At 46.2% G+C, this 19707-nt stretch carries 17 protein-coding genes; 11 read left to right on the forward strand and 6 right to left on the reverse strand.

From position 1 onward, the window contains the following. Positions 1-277: 277 nt before the first annotated feature. Positions 278-766 carry a hypothetical protein gene (locus SAPGRDRAFT_RS05925; RefSeq protein WP_002657974.1) on the reverse strand — a complete coding sequence of 163 codons (489 nt, stop codon included), beginning with the start codon at positions 764-766 and terminating at the stop codon, positions 278-280. An 824-nt stretch (positions 767-1590) separates the two neighbouring features. Between SAPGRDRAFT_RS05925 and SAPGRDRAFT_RS05930 the strand changes: the two genes are divergently transcribed. From SAPGRDRAFT_RS05930 to SAPGRDRAFT_RS05940, 3 genes are all read left to right on the forward strand, one after another. After that, positions 1591-2421 (forward strand): septal ring lytic transglycosylase RlpA family protein, encoded by an 831-nt coding sequence (locus SAPGRDRAFT_RS05930; protein WP_002657977.1) that lies wholly within the window; start codon positions 1591-1593, stop codon positions 2419-2421. Positions 2422-2481: 60 nt separating this feature from the next. Beyond that, a complete protein-coding gene (locus SAPGRDRAFT_RS05935) occupies positions 2482-3396 on the forward strand; it encodes a mechanosensitive ion channel family protein (RefSeq protein WP_002657978.1) in 915 nt (304 codons plus the stop codon). A gap of 121 nt (positions 3397-3517) precedes the next feature. Continuing rightward, on the forward strand, positions 3518-4303 hold the full coding sequence (locus SAPGRDRAFT_RS05940; protein ID WP_002657980.1) for a CIS tube protein: 786 nt from the start codon (positions 3518-3520) through the stop codon (positions 4301-4303). 84 nt (positions 4304-4387) lie between these two features. Here the strand turns inward: SAPGRDRAFT_RS05940 and SAPGRDRAFT_RS05945 are convergent, their stop codons facing one another. Both SAPGRDRAFT_RS05945 and SAPGRDRAFT_RS05950 read right to left on the reverse strand, forming a co-directional pair. Then, complete coding sequence (locus SAPGRDRAFT_RS05945) at positions 4388-6040, reverse strand: VWA domain-containing protein (RefSeq protein WP_037349882.1); 1653 nt, start codon at positions 6038-6040, stop codon at positions 4388-4390. Positions 6041-6262: 222 nt separating this feature from the next. Beyond that, positions 6263-7348: a methylmalonyl-CoA mutase family protein gene (locus SAPGRDRAFT_RS05950; protein WP_002657983.1), complete on the reverse strand. Its 1086-nt coding sequence runs from the start codon at positions 7346-7348 to the stop codon at positions 6263-6265. A gap of 419 nt (positions 7349-7767) precedes the next feature. On the opposite strand from SAPGRDRAFT_RS05950, the gene SAPGRDRAFT_RS05960 reads away from it, so the two are divergent. The 8 genes from SAPGRDRAFT_RS05960 to SAPGRDRAFT_RS05995 all read left to right on the forward strand — a co-directional run bounded on the left by SAPGRDRAFT_RS05960 (position 7768) and on the right by SAPGRDRAFT_RS05995 (position 16846). After that, positions 7768-8760 (forward strand): aspartate-semialdehyde dehydrogenase, encoded by a 993-nt coding sequence (locus tag SAPGRDRAFT_RS05960; protein WP_002657985.1) that lies wholly within the window; start codon positions 7768-7770, stop codon positions 8758-8760. Between the two features lie 191 nt (positions 8761-8951). Continuing rightward, complete coding sequence (locus SAPGRDRAFT_RS05965; protein WP_002657987.1) at positions 8952-9725, forward strand: exodeoxyribonuclease III; 774 nt, start codon at positions 8952-8954, stop codon at positions 9723-9725. 31 nt (positions 9726-9756) lie between these two features. After that, positions 9757-11106 carry an AAA family ATPase gene (locus SAPGRDRAFT_RS05970; RefSeq protein WP_002657989.1) on the forward strand — a complete coding sequence of 450 codons (1350 nt, stop codon included), beginning with the start codon at positions 9757-9759 and terminating at the stop codon, positions 11104-11106. Positions 11107-11225: 119 nt separating this feature from the next. Continuing rightward, positions 11226-12251, forward strand: coding sequence for a Holliday junction branch migration DNA helicase RuvB (ruvB, locus tag SAPGRDRAFT_RS05975; RefSeq protein ID WP_002657990.1), 1026 nt, complete (start codon positions 11226-11228; stop codon positions 12249-12251). 261 nt (positions 12252-12512) lie between these two features. Then, the gene (locus SAPGRDRAFT_RS05980) at positions 12513-13151 is read left to right on the forward strand and encodes a ribonuclease HII (protein ID WP_002657992.1); all 639 of its coding nucleotides are present in this window, start codon (positions 12513-12515) and stop codon (positions 13149-13151) included. Positions 13152-13329: 178 nt separating this feature from the next. After that, complete coding sequence (locus tag SAPGRDRAFT_RS05985; protein ID WP_002657994.1) at positions 13330-13650, forward strand: HU family DNA-binding protein; 321 nt, start codon at positions 13330-13332, stop codon at positions 13648-13650. Between the two features lie 120 nt (positions 13651-13770). Continuing rightward, positions 13771-14664, forward strand: coding sequence for a hypothetical protein (locus tag SAPGRDRAFT_RS05990; protein WP_002657995.1), 894 nt, complete (start codon positions 13771-13773; stop codon positions 14662-14664). A gap of 619 nt (positions 14665-15283) precedes the next feature. Then, on the forward strand, positions 15284-16846 hold the full coding sequence (locus SAPGRDRAFT_RS05995; protein WP_002657997.1) for an Rne/Rng family ribonuclease: 1563 nt from the start codon (positions 15284-15286) through the stop codon (positions 16844-16846). Between the two features lie 218 nt (positions 16847-17064). Here SAPGRDRAFT_RS05995 and SAPGRDRAFT_RS06005 read toward each other — a convergent pair whose 3' ends face one another. From SAPGRDRAFT_RS06005 to SAPGRDRAFT_RS06015, 3 genes are read right to left on the reverse strand one after another with little or no spacing between them, the layout of a single operon-like run. Next, positions 17065-18225 (reverse strand): glycosyltransferase, encoded by a 1161-nt coding sequence (locus tag SAPGRDRAFT_RS06005; protein ID WP_002657998.1) that lies wholly within the window; start codon positions 18223-18225, stop codon positions 17065-17067. 2 nt (positions 18226-18227) lie between these two features. Then, positions 18228-18689, reverse strand: coding sequence for a helix-hairpin-helix domain-containing protein (locus tag SAPGRDRAFT_RS06010; protein ID WP_002658000.1), 462 nt, complete (start codon positions 18687-18689; stop codon positions 18228-18230). 21 nt (positions 18690-18710) lie between these two features. Continuing rightward, complete coding sequence (locus SAPGRDRAFT_RS06015; protein ID WP_002658002.1) at positions 18711-19598, reverse strand: porin family protein; 888 nt, start codon at positions 19596-19598, stop codon at positions 18711-18713. Between the last annotated feature and the right edge of the window lie 109 nt (positions 19599-19707).

The raw sequence follows: 19707 nt of genomic DNA on the forward strand, positions 1-19707 counted from the left end.
GTCCAGCCTATATTTTGGTACCGAAGCGGAAAGCCAAGAGCAGCACAGCAGTTGAGCGGCCTAGCGATGTGCAGCAGTGGCCGTCAGGCCAGACCAAGGCGCTTTGCGCCGCAGGGCCGAGCAGACCTGCGAGCTGCGAAACGTAGCGCCTGCCTTCGGCAGGAGGCCCCAAAACATAGGCAAAAAAAATAGAATTAAAAGGTTATTCTAAGGGAATAGGTTGATCAAGTAGTAGGTAGTCAGGACAAGCTTGCTGAAAAGAAATGCTCTTGCTTTTCTATTCTTCTGTTTGTTGCTGATCGCTTTTTCGGCCATACTTTTTAAAACAAACTTGTAGCCGCTCATAGGCAGTAGCATAACCAGGCAAACTACTACTGGCCAAGGCAGCTAGTAAGTGATAAACCAAACTACTTTGGCCATAGGCCTCACTGCCCACTAAGGCGGCACTGTCCTTTAAGCGCTTCAATAACTGCTCAACCTGAATAATGAGCTGCTGTAACTGCTCATATAGAGCCAAATCTTTCGCAATTTCATCGGCGCCAATATGAGGGGGCAAAGGCAAATCTACATAATTCATGACGGCCAGTGTCTCTTGTACAAAATGATGATGGTCCAAATTGATCCGCTTGAGCGTTTTCCGCTCTTTACTGTCTAGCTCTGTTAAAAAAGAAAGGATTTGTTGACAGTTGTCGAGCTGTTGTTTTAGGTCTTGCATCTCCTGATCTGTTAATACTCTGGAGATCCGATTGAGATTTAAATTCGCCATATCGATCTATTTTTCTGTAGTTTTTTTAGTTAGAACTTTATCTATATGCTATTTATGGCGAAAACTGCATTGTTGTTACCTCTTTAGTAGAACTTTTTCTAAAAAAAGTAACTCCTCCGCTAAATCGAGCAAGTAGGAAGTCAGGTCGAGCTAATGAAAACCTAGCTCGAGCAAGCAGGAAGTCAGGTTGAGCTAATGAGAACCTAGCTCGAGCAAACAGGAAGTCAGGTCGAGCTAATGAGCAGCTAGCTCAAGCAAACAGGAAGTTAGGTCGAGCTAATGAGAACCTAGCTCGAGCAAGCAGGAAGTCAGGTTGAGCTAATGAGAACCTAGCTCGAGCAAGTAGGAAGTCAGGTCGAGCTAATGAGCAGCTAGCTCGAGCAAGTAGAAAGTTAGGTTGAGCTAATGAAAACCTAGCTCGAGCAAGCAAAAAGTTAGCTCATTGAGGTTTTTCATTAAGTTCAGTTAGTCCGTACTTTAACAAAAGTCTAACAAACTACCTAAGCCTCTGCCCCTAGAGCTACATCTAGTGCCGAAGCGGAAAGCCAAGAGCAGCACAACAGTTGAGCGGCCTAGCGATGCGAAAGGGGGCGGCGAAGCCGCAGACCAGAACAAGCCCTTTAGGGCGCAGTTCAACGACCAAAGGGAGTAACCGAAGGTGCGTAGCACCGAAGCGCAGGGCCGAGCAGACCTGCGAGCTGCGAAACGTAGCGCCTGCCGAAGGCAGGAGGCCCCAAAACATAGACGAAAAAAATCCTTTGCTAAAATATTGGGTCAATTAGGGTTGAACTTGTATATTGTTTTTCTAACAAATAGAAATCGTTATGAAACAAATCCTCTTTATCTTTTTGCTGACATTCAGCTTACAATGGGCCTCGGCCAACAATAATGATTTACCGCCTGCAGAAGTAGGGATTGCGACCTTTTACGACGACAGTTTTCATGGGCGCAGGACGGCTTGTAGTGGGGAGACCTATGACAAGACCAAGTTGACGGCGGCGCATAAGACCTTAGCTTGTGGGACCATGATTCGGGTGACGCATGCGGGCAACAAGAAATCGGTAACGGTTCGGATTATTGACAGTGGGCCTTATATTGCTGGACAAATTGTTTCTTTATCGAGAGCGGCGGCGGCAGAGATTGGCTTATTGGCCGATGGTCAGGCCAAGGTAAAAGTGGAAGTAGTGAGTGCGCAGCAGCCTAGTCCCAGAGTGGCTAAAAAGAAAGCGGAGGCGCCCAAAGCGGTGGCTAAAGCGGCCCCAAAGACGGCTCCAAGGCAAGTAGCGCCGGCCTCTAAGCCAGCGGTAAAGAGCACAAAGGCCGATGGGTTGAACATCATTAAAGAGGCCTCTGCCCTAGACAAGGGAGGGCTATACAAAATGCAGGTCCTCAAGTTGGAGCCCAAGGGTTTTGGTGTACAGGTAGCGGGATACAGCGACTATGAATCGGTGGTGCAGCAGGTAGCTGTTTTGCAAAAAAACTGGTTTAAGGGCGCATTGGTCTATGCTGATGAGTTGAATGGCAAGCCCTACTACAAAATTATCATGGGGCCATTTTTCACTAAGGCCGAGGCAGAAAGCTATCGGAAAAACTTGCAGAAAAAGTACAAATTGAAAGGGGCCTTTGTTGTTGAATTGGATAAATTGGACAAATAGGAATACCTTATATCATCTAATAAAAGGCGGCTTTGGCTGCCTTTTTTTGATTTTAGAACTATGTTTGAGCAGATACTAATATACTGGAAGCAGTACTTGGGGCAAGACTGGAACGACTGGCAGATCAAGCTAGCCTTATCTGTTGTTTTATGGTTCTTTTTTAGTTTGCTCAAGCGGCTGCTCAAGAACTCGGTGGCTAGGCGGCTGAAGGGGAACCCCGTGGCTCGATACAACTGGAACAAAGGCATATCTTATATACTCAATGGAGTTTCATTGCTCTCCTTAGCCTTTTTGTGGTCCAACCAATTTGAGTCCTTTGCCACCTTTTTGGGTTTATTGTCGGCGGGATTGGCCATTGCCTTTAGAGACCCTATAGTAAACATGGCGGGTTGGTACTACATTGTCTTGCGCAAACCTTTTAAGGTGGGCGACCGCATACAAGTAGGCGATAAAACGGGAGATGTTATTGACATCAAGCTCTTTGACTTTGTCATGTTAGAGTTGGGCAACTGGGTACATAGCGACCAGAGCACGGGGCGGCTGTTGTCTATTCCCAATATGCGTGTTTTTAATACCGACATAGCCAACTACAATGCGACCTTAGACTTTATTTGGAACGAACTAGAGCTAGAGATCACCTTTGATAGCAACTGGGGCAAGGCCAAATCTATATTGACAGAGATCCTTAACCAAAAAGCGCCCACTTATTATGAGCAAGCGAGGGAGAACCTGCGCAATATGAACGGAGAATACCTGATTTACTACAACAAACTCACGCCCATTGTCTATACTTCGGTAGAGCGAGAAGGGATACGCTTTTCCTTGCGTTATCTTTGTCCCCCCAAACAACGGAGAGGATCTGCGGAGCAGATTTGGGAAAGCATCCTCTTGGCCTTTGCCAAAGCGGAGGATATAGAATGGGCCTATCCGACTCAGCGAATAATAGGCTGGCCAGAAAATGAAAATAAGGCTTAGAGGCTTAACTTTTCAGTGGAAAAAATTTGGCTAAAAGTCGAAAATTCAGCGGAAAAACAATATCTTTAAACCACTCAACGACAAAATACTTCCTCGACTAACCATAAAACGCATTCTACTCATGCAGAAAGTAGTGATCACTGGCTATAAAGATGTTGCTTGCCAAGATGCAACGGGCAACGCCATTGCCTTGCAAGTAAACCCACAAGAGCTACAGCTCGACTATAATATCTCTTATGGCGATAAGGGCGGTAGTGGTGGAGACACTAAGACCACCGAGCATGCTGGTGGAGAGTCGGCGCCTCTTCCTGGGGCGGCTAACTATGAAACGCCTGATTTAACGATTGAGACGGTAGTAGATGCCACGGGGGTATTGCCTGATCCGGGTGGATTGCCTGGTAGTGTGGGAGGAGCTATAATGGCGGCTATTAAGTTTGCCACCGGAACGCCCACAGTAGAAGATTATATCAAGAAGTTGAAAGACACTTGTTATTATTATGTAGAGGAGACCCACGGTCCTCCCTACCTGACCGTAACTTGGGGTTCTGTACTGCCTTCTCAGTCGACCAATATTGTTTCTTCTAAGGGGGTATATAAGTGTCAGTTGCAGAGTTTGTCTGTAAAATATGTTTTGTTTAGTGCCCAGGGGCATCCTGTTCGGGCCGAGCTAACCTTAAAGTTTAAGGGAGTGGAAGATCCGGAGGCTAGGGCCAAGGGGAACTCTCCTGACTTGAGTCACTTTATTGAAATTAAGCATGGCGATAACCTGCCTAAGCTTTGTGAAGATATTTATGGGAGTCCAGAGTTCTTTATGGCGGTGGCCAGAATCAACGACTTACCTTCTGTTTATGCGATTGAGCCGGGCATGCGCCTACTCTTTCCGCCTCTAGATAAGGCTTCTCGCTAGTTCTATTCGAGGAGGATATAATGAAAAAGGCTGCTGGATCTTGAAGATCCAGCAGCCTTTTTTTTTCTGCTTTTTGTCTTTGTCTTAAGGCGTATTTCGGACCGATTGGGCCTCGATGAGCAGAGCTTGTTTAGCATTTTGGGCCGTAATATAATTATAGCTTCCTTCTCCCCAGAGCACAATATCTTGCAGATTATTTTTCACATAATCGTACTCTTTCTCAGAGAAATAGAAAATGCTCAGTTGAATATCTTTGCGGGCGCTTTTTCGGATCAGGCGCTCTGTTTTTTTATCTAGGCTAAAATTACCATCGGTGGCCATAATGATGCGATTATTTCCGCCCTCAATAAAGCTTTCTCTAGCCAGCAAATAGGCTTTTTGCAGGCCCAAATCGGCATTACTGCTGCTGCGGACCTTTAATTCATCTAAGATGCCCATAATTTTTTCTTGCTCTTGGCCCGAAATAGGCGGAAGTAATAAATCGGCCTTATCCGAATAGGCAATAATAGCGATATTATCCTCTTTGCGCATCAGAGAAAGCAGCTGCGCCAAAGAACTTTTAAGTAAAGGCAGCTTTTCTTTATCGTCCATAGAAGAAGAAATATCAATGAGGAAAATGAGGTTATTGGTGGCAAAACCCTCTAGACTCGGCTCGCCCAATATGGGCGGTTGCGCCTTAATTTGGGCCAAACTATCGGCTCTAGTCAGACTATCCATGCGGTTTTTCTCCATCTGAGCCAAGGCCCAAGCAGGATCCGCTAGGCTATCCTTGCGCAAAGAATCAAAAGCGGGATGATTTGGATATTTCAGCTCAAAAATAGGCGGCAATTCATCGGCCAGCAGTTTGGGCTCTGTGGTATAATGCAAGATCTTATTATAGAGGGCCGTCAAGCCATTGCCATAGCGGTTATAGTGGCCCAACATATCTCTATAATAGTGGTAGTCGGCCCCCAAGGACTTATTCTTATATTTTGTTTGGGCCAAATAAGAGCGGGCATCGGCCAATAGCAGCTCCGCCCGGTTGATCATCTGCTCATAATAGTCTCGGAGAATTTCCTCATCTTTTGGAATAGCCCCCAAATATTGCGCTTTTTCCTTTTTAAGCTTGAAGATCAAGTTCTCAAAATACATACAGTTGGCCTTAAAGCCTGCACTGCGGTCTTTGGCCCGCACCCCTCGGCTAATCCGACGCCCCTCCTGCCAAAGCTCATCGAGCTCCAACAAAATATTGGCGTACAACTGATTTCTAACGGGCAGCTCATAATGATGAAAACTAGCGTCCAAACGCCAATATAGCTTTTCCTCTAAGGCATAGGCATCATAGTACAAAAGCTCTATGCGCTCCAAATACTTATAGCCCTGCAATAACTTTTCATCAGAACGATAACGACCCGATTCCATATACTGGGCCAAGGCCTCATAGAGCTCTTCCAATTCTTCTACCACCTGATGATATTGCCCAATCAATTCTAAGGGCTTCCCTCGCTCCTTAGAGGGAATATAAAAATTGTCATCATACAATTTGACATAAAGGTCTCGGGGCAAAACTGGAAAATAGTCGTAGTTCCGCAAAACAATCCTTTGGTCAAAGGCAATGTCTTTTTCGCCCTGCTCTATATACTCATTAAAGGCATGATTCAAATACGCAAAGTCATTTTCCATGATGTGCAAGGCATGCACCAACTCATTACTATAGATAACGTAATTGTTATATGCCTCATGGGTCTGGGCAGACATAAGCTCGCCCTGTGCCCGCCCAACTAGAGAGGACAGGCATAAAAAAAAGAATATATAAAAAAATGATGTTCTCATAAGCGATGGGGGACAGCTTAAAGTCGATGACTTTAATAAGTTCATTGCTCAGCTACAGGAAGCTTTCAATGAATACAATATCAACAGCAAGCCAACCTAAGGAATTTAAGTTGAACTTGAAAAAAAGAAAACCAACTAAATAATACGCTAGGCTTTCTCTAAAAACTGTTCCCAACTCGCCTTAACCAGCATTTGGCTGTATTTTTCAATATAATAGGCCCCAGCAGCAGGGTCTTCTACCTCATTAAGGTGACTCTCTAGCTGTAGCAAATGCTGCGCATTACGTGCAATCCGACGAGCAAAAGGACGCTGCTCAGCCGTACCCAAAATAGGCAATTCCAAACTATTGACCTGCCCTACTGCCGCCGCCAAAGCCTGCGTACTATTCGCTATCATTTGCCAATACAAATCTTCTTTGCGCTCGGCCACTACCGCCCGCACATGTATCCATGGCCAACTCACTTTCTCTAAGCCCTCTGCTTCTAATACACCCAACCAAAGCCGCTTGAAAGCCCGAATGGCAGAAATAGAACGGAAGTAGTTCTCCTCCAACTCAAAGTTGATCTGAAAATAATGCTGGGCATCCCAAGGCGGAGCCCCCGCAGCCCGCAATTCCTCAAAGGCAAATTTAATCTCCGTCAAGGCATCCGATAAAGCCGTAATGGCCCCATCCTTCAAAGAAATGTTAATCTGAAACGCCCGCAATTTAGGATAAGTGCCCCCATACAATTGCTGCCAAGATAAAGCCTGAAAACTATTGCCGCTCAGCAAAAGATCCAAATCAGAGGAGTAGCTAAAACGCCCCAACTCCCGCAGATAATCCTCCGCAAAAATACCCAGGGCCTCTCCCTGCATCTTTAGACTAATCATATTCAAATGAACGCCCCGCAAAACTTCTTTAATATCTTTCCCTTTGCCTTTCTGAAAATCCAAAATAAGCATGTTGGCCCCGCCATTCAAGGCCTCTGCCACAGCTTTTTTACTAGCCAGCAAATCGCCAGCAACCTCAATTTTTTCAGCAATGGCCCAAGTTTTAGGCGCATTTAAACTAGGCAAACGCAAAGGCGCCACCTCTTCCTTTCGGTAAAAAGGAGCCATACTATAGCCCTCTTCAATGCTTTGTTCTAGCTCCTCTAAAGGCTTTCCCTTTAGGTATTTTTCAATGCTGGCCTTCCATTCTTCTGTGCTAAGGCCCTCAAATTCAGACCAATTGATTTTATTCTCTACTGACATAGTTGATAGTGCTTTCGGTGGGGGAATATTGGGGGTAAAACAATCTTTATGCGCTTACAACATTTTTAAAGGGAGGGTTAAGCCTCTAATTTAAGAATTAGTCGCTTAAAGTTCTAAATTCTTAGTTCTAACTTTTTAAGCTGTCCTTAGCTTCTCCCTTTTTATTTACTTTTTTGGGGCTGCCCCGGCCTTTGGCCGGGTCGGGCTGTTTCGCAGCTCGCAGGTCTGCTCGGCCCTGCGTTTTTTTCGCTGCGCTCAAAAAACTGGGTCTGGCCTGCGGCCACTGCTGTCCATCCCTCAGCCTGCGGGCCTTCGGCCCTGCAAAACCGCAAATCCCCAACAGTTTTAAAGCCGTTTGCCCCCAAAGCCAAAACTTCTTTTGTACTTTTGACCTCTTATCAGTTGCAAAATATATACGCATGAAATTAGCCCTTGTCGGTGCCAGCGGAATGGTTGGCCAAGTGATGTTGAAACTCATCGAAGAACGCAATTTTCCTCTTAGCCAACTCTTGCCCGTGGCCTCTGCCCGCTCCAAAGGCAAAACAATCCGATTTAAAGGCCAAGATGTTCCGCTTCTTTTGGCCGAAGAAGCCCTAGCCCAACAACCCGATTTGGCCCTTTTTTCTGCTGGCGGAAACGTTTCCCTAGCACTGGCCCCAAAATTTGCCGCCATCGGCTGTAAGGTCATCGATAATTCTTCGGCCTTTCGGATGGACCCCGATAAACCCCTAATCGTTCCCGAGGTCAATCTGGACCAACTCAAAGCCGATGACTTTATTATTGCCAACCCCAATTGCTCTACCATTCAGCTACTTTTGGCCCTTTGGCCCCTCCAAAAAAAATATGGCCTAGAAAGAGTCCTGGTTTCTACTTACCAATCCATGACGGGAACCGGCATGAAGGCCCTCCAACAATATCAAGAGGAGTTGCAAGGCAAAACGCCCCAAAACCCCGCCTACCCCCAGCCCATTTTTGAAAACTGCCTGCCCCATTGCGATGTTTTTGTAGAAGATGGTTATACTAAAGAGGAAATAAAACTGCTGAACGAAAGCCGCAAAATTATGAATTTGCCCCAGCTTCGGCTCAGCGCCACGGCGGTCCGTGTGCCCGTTATGGGCGGCCACTCCGAAGCCGTAAATATTGACCTAAAAACACCCTTTGAGCTCGCCGATATTCGAGAGCTATTGGCCCAATCTCCAGGCGTAGTGGTCCAAGATGATCCCAGCAAAAATCTCTACCCCATGCCGCTTTCGGCCAAGGGAAAAGATGAGGTTTTTGTGGGCCGCATCCGCCGCGATTTTTCTCAAGAAAATGGCTTGCATCTTTGGATCGTTGCCGATAACTTGCATAAGGGCGCGGCCACCAATGCCCTACAAATTGCAGAAGCCCTCATTGAAAAGGGCTGGCTGTAAATGGTCCAGAAGGCCCAGCGCTGCGCAGCGGTGGCCGAAGGCCAGACCCAGCAAAACGAGCGCTAGCGAAGTTTTGCGCAGGGCCGAGCAGACCTGCGAGCCGTGTAGCATAGCGGCGGCCGACCTAGGCGAAGCCTAGCCGGCCGCGGGCCCCAAAAAAAACAAAACATCAGTAAAATTAAACGCTAAAAATGAAGGTACTATCTTACAATGTAAATGGACTAAGAGCTGCAATTCGGAAAGGTTTTGTAGATTGGGTGAAGGAAAATGACATTGATATTATTGGTCTGCAAGAAGCCAAGGCTTTGCGCGAACAAGTAGATTTGGAAGAGCTGCAAGCGGCTGGTTATGAGCATATTTATTGGCATGCTGCCGAGAAAAAAGGCTATAGTGGCGTGGTCGTTTTGTCTAAGGTAAAGGCCGATTTGGAAGTGCAGGGCATGGGCATCGAGCGCTTTGATAAGGAGGGCCGAGTTTTGCGTCTAGATTTTGGCGATTGGACCCTATTGAACTGTTATTTTCCTTCGGGTACCTCGGGCTCGGTTCGCCAGGAGGTCAAATATGATTTTTTGGATAGCATTTATGATTGGGTGCAAGAATTGAAGAAAGAGCGGCCCAAAATTTTGCTGCAGGGCGATTATAATATTGCCCATGAAGAAATTGATATTCACAACCCCAAACGCAACCATAAAACCTCTGGTTTTTTGCCTGAAGAGCGGGCTTGGATGAGCAAATGGCTAGAAGAAGGCGGCTTTGTAGACAGCTTTAGACAACAACATCCAGAAGAACAAAAATTTAGCTGGTGGAGCATGCGCTCTAAAACCGCCAGGGCCAACAACAAAGGCTGGCGCATCGATTATCAGTGCGTTTCAGAGGATTTAGTGCCGGCCATCAAAGGCGCCGAGCTATTGAATGATGCCGTACATTCTGACCATTGTCCCTGCTTGATTGAGCTGGATGTATAACCCTTTTTAACCTACTTTAAAAGCCACTACTATGATTAGTAAAATAGCCATTAGCGGTTTTAAGTCCTTTCATAACTTTGAGATGGATTTGGCTCCTTTTACGCTAATCGCAGGAGCGAACAGCTCGGGAAAAAGCAATCTATTTGATGCTTTAGCACTCATATCGGCTTTAGCTAACTCTTCAAATTTGAAGACTGCTTTTGCGACTCAAAGAGGCGAGTTAATCGAGCTATTTACGCAGTATTCGCCAGACATTTATGCAGAAGAAATGTCTTTTATGGTAGAGGTTTTACTCGATCGTCAGATTACAGATTCTTGGGGGCAAACGGTAGGTTTAGACTATACTCGTTTGCGTTATAGCTTAAAAATCAAGCGCTCAACTGATGAAAATTCCATCAGCTCTTTGCGTGTTTTAGAAGAAAAGCTAGAACGCATTTTGGTCAAAGAAGATGCTTGGATAAAGCATTTTGTCCCTGGGAAAAAAGAGCATTGGCGGCCTAAAAGTATAGGCCGTCAGCTCCCCTTTATACAAACTAAGGGCGATTATTTGCAATTGGAGGAAGATGCTAAAGGCAGCCGCGACAAAAGGTTTCCTTTAAAACAGGCCCAACGGACCATTCTTTCTACAGTAGATACTATTGAGTACCCACATGCACTAGCCTTAAAAGAAGCATTTAGCTATTGGCAATTTCTTCAGCTTCAGCCAGAAGAATTGCGAAAAGCAACAGCCAAAGCTGCTGCTCAAAATGTTCTAGGCCAGCAAGGTCAAAATATGGCTGGCAATTTACAGCGACTCATCAAGAAATCGCCTAAGTTGCTAGCTAAAATCAGACGGAATTTCAATCGTTTTTTGCCTCACTTTATAGATTTAGAAGTGGTCGAAGATCAGTTGAATAAGGCTTATGTCATTCGCTTGCAGGATCAGAATAAACAGTGGTATTCAGCAAAGTTACTCTCTGAAGGAACCCTACGCATTTTGGCTCTCTGCATTATGTTGGCCGACCCCATGAGACAGGGCCTGCTTTGTTTTGAGGAGCCAGAAAATGGTCTGCATCCTGCTCGCATCAAAGATATGGCGGATTTACTGGAGAAACTGACGACTGATTTTAAAGATAAGGAGGAAAAGCTTCAACAACTCATTGTCAATACCCATTCTCCTCTTTTTGTGCAAGAAGTGTACGAAAAGAAAAGTCTAGGTAGCCTCATTGGCTTGGCTCGAATTAGTACTCGACTAGATATTTACCAAGACAAAAATGTAAATTTTAACCATAGCCAAATTCTTCCTATAAATTCTCCAATTAGGCCGATTTCTAAGGGCGTAAAAGCGATTAGTCTAAGAGAACTGAACGATTATCTAGGTACCTACTCGCAGCATGGCTAATAAGCCTATTAGGCAATCAATTATCTTTTGATGCGCTAAAAAAACTACCTTCTTTTCGAGCTTTTGATCAGCAAATGAAAGAACTACTTACAGATCAGCAGCTAATGAATTAACAAACTATGCGTAACGAACACCTCGATCCCACCAACGATAATTTCTCGGAACAAGAGAATAATATAGAGAAGGCGCTACGGCCCCAACTCTTGCAAGATTTTACGGGCCAACCCAAATTGGTCGAAAATCTCCAAATCTTTATTCAAGCCGCCAAAAGAAGGGGCGAAGCCCTAGACCATGTGCTCTTGCATGGCCCTCCTGGCCTCGGAAAAACCACCCTCTCGCTGATTATTGCCAATGAGCTGGACACTGAAATTAAGATTACTTCGGGGCCCGTGCTCGAAAAACCCGGTGATCTTGCTGGCCTATTGACCAATCTGGAGGAGGGCGATGTCCTTTTTATTGATGAAATTCATCGCCTCAATACGGTGGTGGAGGAGTATCTCTATTCAGCTATGGAGGATTATCGCATCGATATTATGCTGGATACGGGACCCAATGCCCGCACCATCCAAATTCAACTCAATCCCTTCACTTTGGTGGGCGCAACTACCCGAAAAGGCCTGCTCACGGCCCCTATGCGCGCCCGTTTTGGCATCGATTGCCTGCTCGATTATTATGATTTGGCCACCCTGATCAAGATTATCAAACGCTCGGCCCAAATTCTACAAGTGCCCATTACCGAAGATGGCGCTATCGAAATTGGCCGCCGATCTCGAGGTACACCCCGTATCGCCAACGCCCTGCTCCGAAGAGTCCGCGATTTTGCCGAAATTAAGGGAAATGGAACCATTGATGCGACCATCGCCGCCTATGGCCTCGATGCCCTACAGGTTGATAGCCAAGGCCTCGACGAAATGGATAATAAGATTCTGCGTGTGATGATCGAACACTTTAAAGGTGGGCCCGTCGGACTAACCACTATCGCTACCGCCGTGGGCGAAGATGCCGGCACGATTGAGGACGTTCACGAGCCTTACCTCATCCAACAAGGCTACCTCAAACGCACGCCCAGAGGCCGATCGGTCACTTACAAGGCCTATCAACACCTCAATTTGGCCGCCCCCGGAGAAGAAGGCGAGCTCTTTTAATGTGATTCTATTTTGGGGCCTCCGCCTCGCTTCGCTCGTCGGCGCTACGCTTTGGGGCTCGCTATTCGCTCGGCCCTGCGCAGGCTACGCCTGCTAGGTCTGGCCTTCGGCCACCCCGCCGCATCGCTAGGCCAGGCGCTTCGCGCCACTGCTCCGCATCGGTTACTCCCTTCGGTCGTCGAACTGCGCCCTAAAGGGCTTGTTGTGGCCAGGCGCTTCGCGCCTTCTGGACCAAATTTAATTAGTAGACTATAAATATAGATGGCAAACTTAGCATTTTCTTATCAAGATACCTTAACAGAAGCCGGCTGCGATGAAGCTGGCCGTGGCTGTTTGGCGGGGCCTGTTTTTGCCGCCGCTGTTATTTTAGATCCCAAAATGGACCTAAGTGAGCTCAATGACTCCAAAAAACTAAGCGCCAAAAAACGAGAGGAGCTCCGAGAAATTATTGAAGAGGGCGCTTTGGCTTGGGCCGTGGCCCAGTTGAGCCCAGCAGAAATTGACAAGCATAATATATTGCAAGCTTCTTTTTTAGCTATGCATCGGGCTTTGGACCAATTAAGCACAACTCCCCAGCTGCTCTTGATTGACGGTAATCGCTTTCGGCCCTATAAAGAAATTCCACACCATTGCATGATTAAAGGCGATGGCCGCTTCCTCAGTATTGCCGCCGCTAGCATCTTGGCCAAAACCCATCGCGACGAATACATGCTCCAACAAGCCGAAAAATATCCAGAATATAGCTGGAGTAGCAATAAAGGCTACCCCACCAAAGCCCACCGAGCCGCTATTGCCAAATTTGGCGCTACGCCCCTACACCGAAAAAGCTTTCGCCTCTTGCCAGAAGCAGAACAGAAAAAACTGTCATTTGAAGATAAAAAAATAGAGTCTGTCGAATAAAATAGATTGAACAGCTTTTTAAGCTATTGATTTATAAGGGCTTATTTAGCATATATTTAAGGCGCTACAAACTAAAAAGGATGGACTTTTATTCGCTTTTTATAAAAAAAATGCGACATTTGCCCACACTTTCAGAATATTACAAATTTCAAGAACCGCTTTAAATAGATAGGAGAGCATGAGAAAAGCTGATTTGGTAGCTCGTATCGCCGAGAAAACAGAAATCCCCAAGGTTGATGTTTTGGTAACACTTGAGGAATTCTTCAAGCAAGTGAAGGATAGCATCGCAGAAGGCGAAAACGTCTACGTTCGCGGTTTCGGTAGTTTTATTGCTAAAAAACGCGCCCGCAAAGTGGGCCGCAACATTAAAGCAAACCGTGCCATTGAAATCCCCGCACACTATATCCCCGCTTTCAAGCCTGCAAAAGTATTTGTAGAAAAAGTGAAAACAAACTTGAAGGTAGAAGAAAAGGAGCAAAAAGAAACAGTTTCTAAATAAGCTGCTTTTTTAAGCAAGAATTTTTCAAAGATGGACAAAACCTCTAACTAGCCCGTTTGTTGGCTAAAAGGGTTTTGTCCATTTTTTTTAGGGGCCTTCAAGGACCAAAAATAAAAAGTTATGAATGCAAAAACTTGGCAGTGGGCTGCCGTTACTATCGCCATCTTGAGTTTTATTGGATTGATTGCCTTGGGGAGAACCACCCCCAACAAAAAGAAAGTAGATGGCCAAGACCCAGAAACCGATAGCCTTGCCTATACCGACGATGTTTTGATGGCTGGAGCTCGAGCCGCCCTCGATAGTAGCCAATTGGCCTATATGAATAGCCTAGAACAAGAGCTCAAAAAAGCGCAAGACCCCGAGCAAGAAATCCTTACGCTCAAACTTCTCTCTAGAACCTGGAATGAGTACAAAAACTTTGGCGCAGGAGGCTTCTATGCCGAAAAAGTGGCCCAATTTGCCCCAGAAGCCGAGGCTTGGAATATTGCCGGAAGTACCTACGGCATCGCTTTCAATAAAGAAAAAGCAGATGTGAAACTAAAACAGTTTTTGGCCCGAAAATCTATCGCCGCTTTTGAAAAAGCCATAGAACTGGCCCCAGATTCTGTCAACTACGCCATCAATGAAGCGCTAATGTATATTGACCTCGCTATGGTCGATGCCTCCGTTATGCCCATGACAGGCGCCCAAAAGTTATTGGCCCTAGATAAAAAATTTCCGAATAACCTTAAATTGCAAATGCAAATGGGCCGCCTCTCCCTAAACCGTACAGGCGATATTAAAAAAGCCATCCCCAGATTCGAAAATGTAGTGGCCCTCGCCCAAAACGAAGAAGTCAGCGAAACCCTTCTGCTCGAAGCCCATTTCTCTCTGGTCGAATGCTATAAACGACAAGAAAATCCCGAAAAAGTCCTCGAACACTACGATGCTTGCATCGAATTAGCAAAAAATCGCCCCGATTTAGCCATTGAACTGAAAAAGGGTAAGCAGAATTATGCAAATAATAGAAAATAAGTAGTAGATTTGCAGCCCAATATGTTGGGATGCTTCCCAATACTATTTATGAATTTTAACTTTTATCTAATTTTATAAAAAACTAACGCCTATGCCATGTGGAAAAAAGCGTAAGAGACATAAGATTGCTACGCACAAAAGAAAGAAGCGCCTCCGTAAAAACCGTCACAAGAAGAAGAAGAAGTAATTTCTTTTTGTAGATGGATGGGCATGCTTCCTATCTATATAGAATTGTTGGCGGGTCTAATATAGACTTTGCCTCTCCAATATTTAGGGTAAGCTGGCTTTGTTCAACTTGCCCTTTTTTTGTTGGTTCCGACCGCCTAAGGAACCACAAACAGGCCACCCCTACCTGAGTGGTCCTACTGCCCGCCTTAATTAGCTGTTTGTTTATTTAAGCCTAACTCATAAAAATGCCTTTTTTTATGAGCCTTTCATATATCTAGCTAGCCACAAAAGAGTGGCTCGCCAGTACCGAATTTGCGCCAAGCCCTTGGCGCCTCGCTTTTTATCAAACAGAATGCCTTGAACTCATTGCCAATGGGTTCTTTATGGGCTATAAACTTCCTCGCCAACTCCTTGGCAAAAAAGAAAAGGAAGTCAATAAATATATATCATTTTGGAAAAAGAGTTAATCATCAGCTCTGGCGGCAAAGACACAAGAATTGCCCTGCTTGAGGATAAAAAACTGGTGGAGCTCCACTATCAAAAAACAGTCAATAGTTTGGCTGTTGGAGACATCTACCTAGGCCGAGTGAGCAAGCTGCTCCCTGGCCTCAATGCGGCCTTTGTCAATATTGGCCAAAAAGGCAAAGACGCCTTTTTACATTATACCGACCTCGGCCCACAACTCCGCTCGCTCGTTAAGTATACCAATGGTGCAATTAGCGGAGGCCAAGAAAGCCATCTTCTCGATAACTTTAAGATGGAAGCCGATATCCCTAAAATGCCTAAGGGAAAAATTACAAACGTGCTAAAGAAGGGCCAACTCATTATGGTCCAAGTACTCAAAGAACCGATCTCTACAAAAGGACCTCGCCTCTGCTGTGAAGTGACTATCGCTAGCCGCTACCTGGTCCTCAACCCCTTTAGCGAAACCATCGCCGTTTCTAAGAAGATCCAATCGGATGATGAACGCAACCGCCTAAAACTCCTGATCGAAAGCCTGCGGCCAAAAAACTTTGGCTTTATTGTTCGCACCGCCGCCGAAGGCCGCAAAGTGGCCGACCTGCATGAGGATATCCAACAACTGATGGCCAAATGGGAGGAGATCTATAAACAAATGCACAATGCAAAAGGCCCCCTTAAGTGCCTGAGCGAACTTAATAAAACGCAAACCCTTATTCGCGATTTCTGGAACGATGACTATAGCCGAGTGATCGTAGATGATGAAGTGATTTATGAGGATGTTGTCGAGGAACTCAATAAGGTAACCGATGGCAAAAAAGATTTGGCCAAACTCTATAATGGCCAACGCCCACTCTTTGACCAATACGGAATCACTCGCCAAATTAAGGCCTCTTTTGGCAAAACTGCAACTATGCCTAGCGGCGCTTATATCGTTCTAGAACATACCGAAGCGATGCACGTGGTGGATGTGAATAGTGGCCACAAAATGAGTAGCAACGACCAAGAAAAAAATGCACTCCGCGTTAATCTTGAAGCTGCCGAGGAAGTGGCCCGCCAACTCCGCCTCCGCGATATTGGTGGAATTATTATTATCGACTTTATTGATATGCGACAGGCCCCGCACCGCAATGAGCTCTTTCAGCATATGCGAAATGCCATGAGCAACGATAAGGCAAAACATACTATTTTGCCCATCAGTAAGTTTGGCCTGATGCAAATCACCCGAGAAAGAGTTCGCCCGCAGGTGAATATCCAAACGACGGAGACTTGCCCCAGCTGCCAAGGCACCGGTAAGGTGCAACCCACGCTCCTTATCACCGATGATATCAAAAGAGATCTGGATTTTGTGATGAAGTCGCAAAAACCCAATAAGGTGACTCTACTGGTCCACCCCTTTGTTCAAGCCTATATCAAAAAAGGCTGGTTGCACAATCTGCAAATCAAATGGTGGAGAGAATACAAAAAGTGGATCAATGTGCGAGCCGATAACGACTTGCCCATTACTTCCTATAAGTTGTATAATGAAACGAATGACGAAATTCGGCTAAACTAATCAAAAAGGCCTCAGCAATAGCTGAGGCCTTTTTTGCTGTAGGGCCAAAGCCGCCAGCTTAGTAGCAAAGCCGCCAGATGAGCGGCCTAGTGCTGTGGAGGGGTGGCCGAAGGCCAGACCGAGCTTTTGAGCAAAGCGAAAAAGCGAAGGGCCGAGCAGAGCTGCGAGCCCCGCAACATAACGCCCGCAGCTTGCTGCGGGAGGCCCCAAAACAGCCCCTATTTTTCAGGAATCTCTACTAATAATTCATCAAAGGCCTCTACCATGGCGGGCCAAGCATAACGCTTTTTGGCCGCTTGCAAATAGCTCTTGAAGCCATCGTTTTGGTCGTACTCAAAGAATTGCAAGATGGCGTCTGCCACGGCCTTGGGGTTTTCGGGCGGAACCACATAACCCGCCTTGCCATGAGGCACGATTTCGGGCAAACCGCCCACCTCGGTCACCAACATGGGGCGCTCAAAATGATAGGCCAGCTGAGAGATGCCGCTTTGGGTGGCCCGACGATAGGGCTGCACCACCAAATCTGCCGCACTAAAAAATTGGCCCACCTCTTCTTCTGGAATAAAGTCATTGTAGAGCTGTAGCCGATCGCCCAGTTCTAAGCGCTCTATTTGCTGCCGAAAAGGGGCCTCATCTTCATAAAACTCTCCGGCCACCAAGGCCTTAATGTTATATTGGGCCAGACGGGGGTCGCCTAGGGCCTCGAGCAAAATATCTAGGCCCTTGTATTGCCGAATGAAGCCAAAAAAGAGCACATATTTGCCCTCAAGATCTAGCTTCAACTTCGATCTGGCCTCCGCCTTAGGCAATATAGGCCCATAGCTGTCATAGACCGGGTGCGGATGAAAATGGGCAGGCCGAGGCGCGGGCAAAAACTCCTGAATATCTTGAACGACCTTCTTAGATAGGGCCATAAATCCATCTAATGGGCCCACAAAATAGCGGTTGAAAAGCGCATCGCCAGGGCGGCTTTCGTGGGGAATCAGGTTGTGCACCAGCCCCAGTAGTTTGGTATTGGGCGAGTACTTCTTGACGATCCGTAGGACGGTCCCAAAACTAGGCCCCATAAAAGGCAACCAATAAGAGACAATCAGAACATCGGGCTGGCTTTTGGCGATCTTGCGGCCTACGGTCCACCAATTGAAGGGATTGACCGAATTGAGGCAGACCTCAATGTCTAAATCTGGCGCCTTGGCCGTAGAAAACTGGCTTTTGCCCGGAAACAAAAAACTGGGATACTGTAAACTAAAGCTATAAATTTTCACCACTCGCCCCTCCTCGATAAAGGCCTTGGCGAGCCGCTCATTAAAAGCAGCCAGCCCGCCCCGCAGGGGGTGGGCTGGCCCAAGAATAGCGATTTTTTCTGCTTGCTTAATCATGTTTAAGATTCGGCGATGAATTGTTGTGCCTGTTCCTGCCAATTATAGCGTTCTAGGCGATTTTGAAAACCCGAAATTTCGAGATCTAAAGCCTTTATATCCTCTGGCCCTAGCTCGGCCAACTGCTCAAAACGATGAATACCCGCAGCCGCCAATTGCTCCGCCATCACTTTTCCGATGCCCTTAATTTGGCAAAGGTCATCTTGGGCGGGGGCTTCCTCTTCAGGGCTGGGGTTTGTTTCTTCTTGGGCAGCCTCTTCTTCTTGGGGGGCTTGCTGCTCCGCCAACTGGTCCAATCGTCGATTCAATACATCCGAAAGCTCATCAATGCGGCTTTCAAGGCTTTCCAGACGATCTTCTAGATGTCCATAAACACGATGCTCAAACTTCTGGAAAAGGTCCTCCATCTTCTCATAGCGCTTCTGCAGGTCCTTTTTGATCATTTTCTTGGCCTTTTTAAACATGGGATCTTGGTTTTGTAGGGCCTAAAACTGCAAACCGACAAAAAACTGCAAGCTAAAGTTGCGGTCAAAGTCATCTCTTAGGATGAAGTTGCGGTTGTCGTCTAGACGCTGTTGTTCTATATCATAATTATTATTCGTAATATCTAGGAGACCATAATAGGCCCGAGCCCCCATTCTCAACCCTTTGGTAAAGTAGTAAGAGGCGCCAAAGTTGAGGCCCATATCAAAGTAGCGGTAGGCGGGTCCATCTTTTTCATCAAAGAAATAGTAGCCGCCCAAATCTGCTGGATAACTAATGCTGCGCTGGTCCAATTGCCCCGTTCTTGTAAAATCACTATTGAGCTCGCCAGCCGCATCGGTCAAATAACTATGGTCCAAATTGATTTCTACAAAGTCATCGCCCAAAACCGCATCCTCGCTAAGGTCTCCATACTTTAATATACCTAATCCTCTAGAAGAGACCAAAAAAGAAAAGCTCGGTCCAAAATCTAATTGCAGTTTGTCCTTAATCGGGCGGACATAGAACAAGATCGGAACCTCTACATAGCCATTGGTAATATTTACGGATTTCACCCGGCTTTGTCCCTCAAAGGTTTCACTAAGTTCAGGGATGCTCAGGTAGGCATTATCTGCCTCAAAGCGGTAGCGGCTGCCCCGCTGAGAAAAGCCCAGTTCTGCCGCCAAACCTATACGTTCATTGATCGGAATCTCTACGGTGGCCGAAATATGCACCTTGGTGGCCCAACTATAGCCATCTAGGCTTTCGCCCTGGTCATTCTCTTCCGCAGGCCCTATGATGGTCCCAAGGTTGGCCCCCGCCTTAAATCCAAAACGAGCATCAATTTGCGCAAATAAAGCGGTCGATAAGCTGCTAAGCAAAAAACAGCAGAGTACTAAGAAGTTTTTCATGATCATGATTTTAATTTAGGAGCCTAAAGGTACTGCGAAGAGATTTAAAATAGAATTTTTTTATACAAGGCCTTAGATTTGGGGCCTCCGCTGCGGCCTGCGGCCTTGC

This window comes from Saprospira grandis DSM 2844 (genome assembly GCF_000275825.1).
Classification (GTDB): domain Bacteria; phylum Bacteroidota; class Bacteroidia; order Chitinophagales; family Saprospiraceae; genus Saprospira; species Saprospira grandis_A.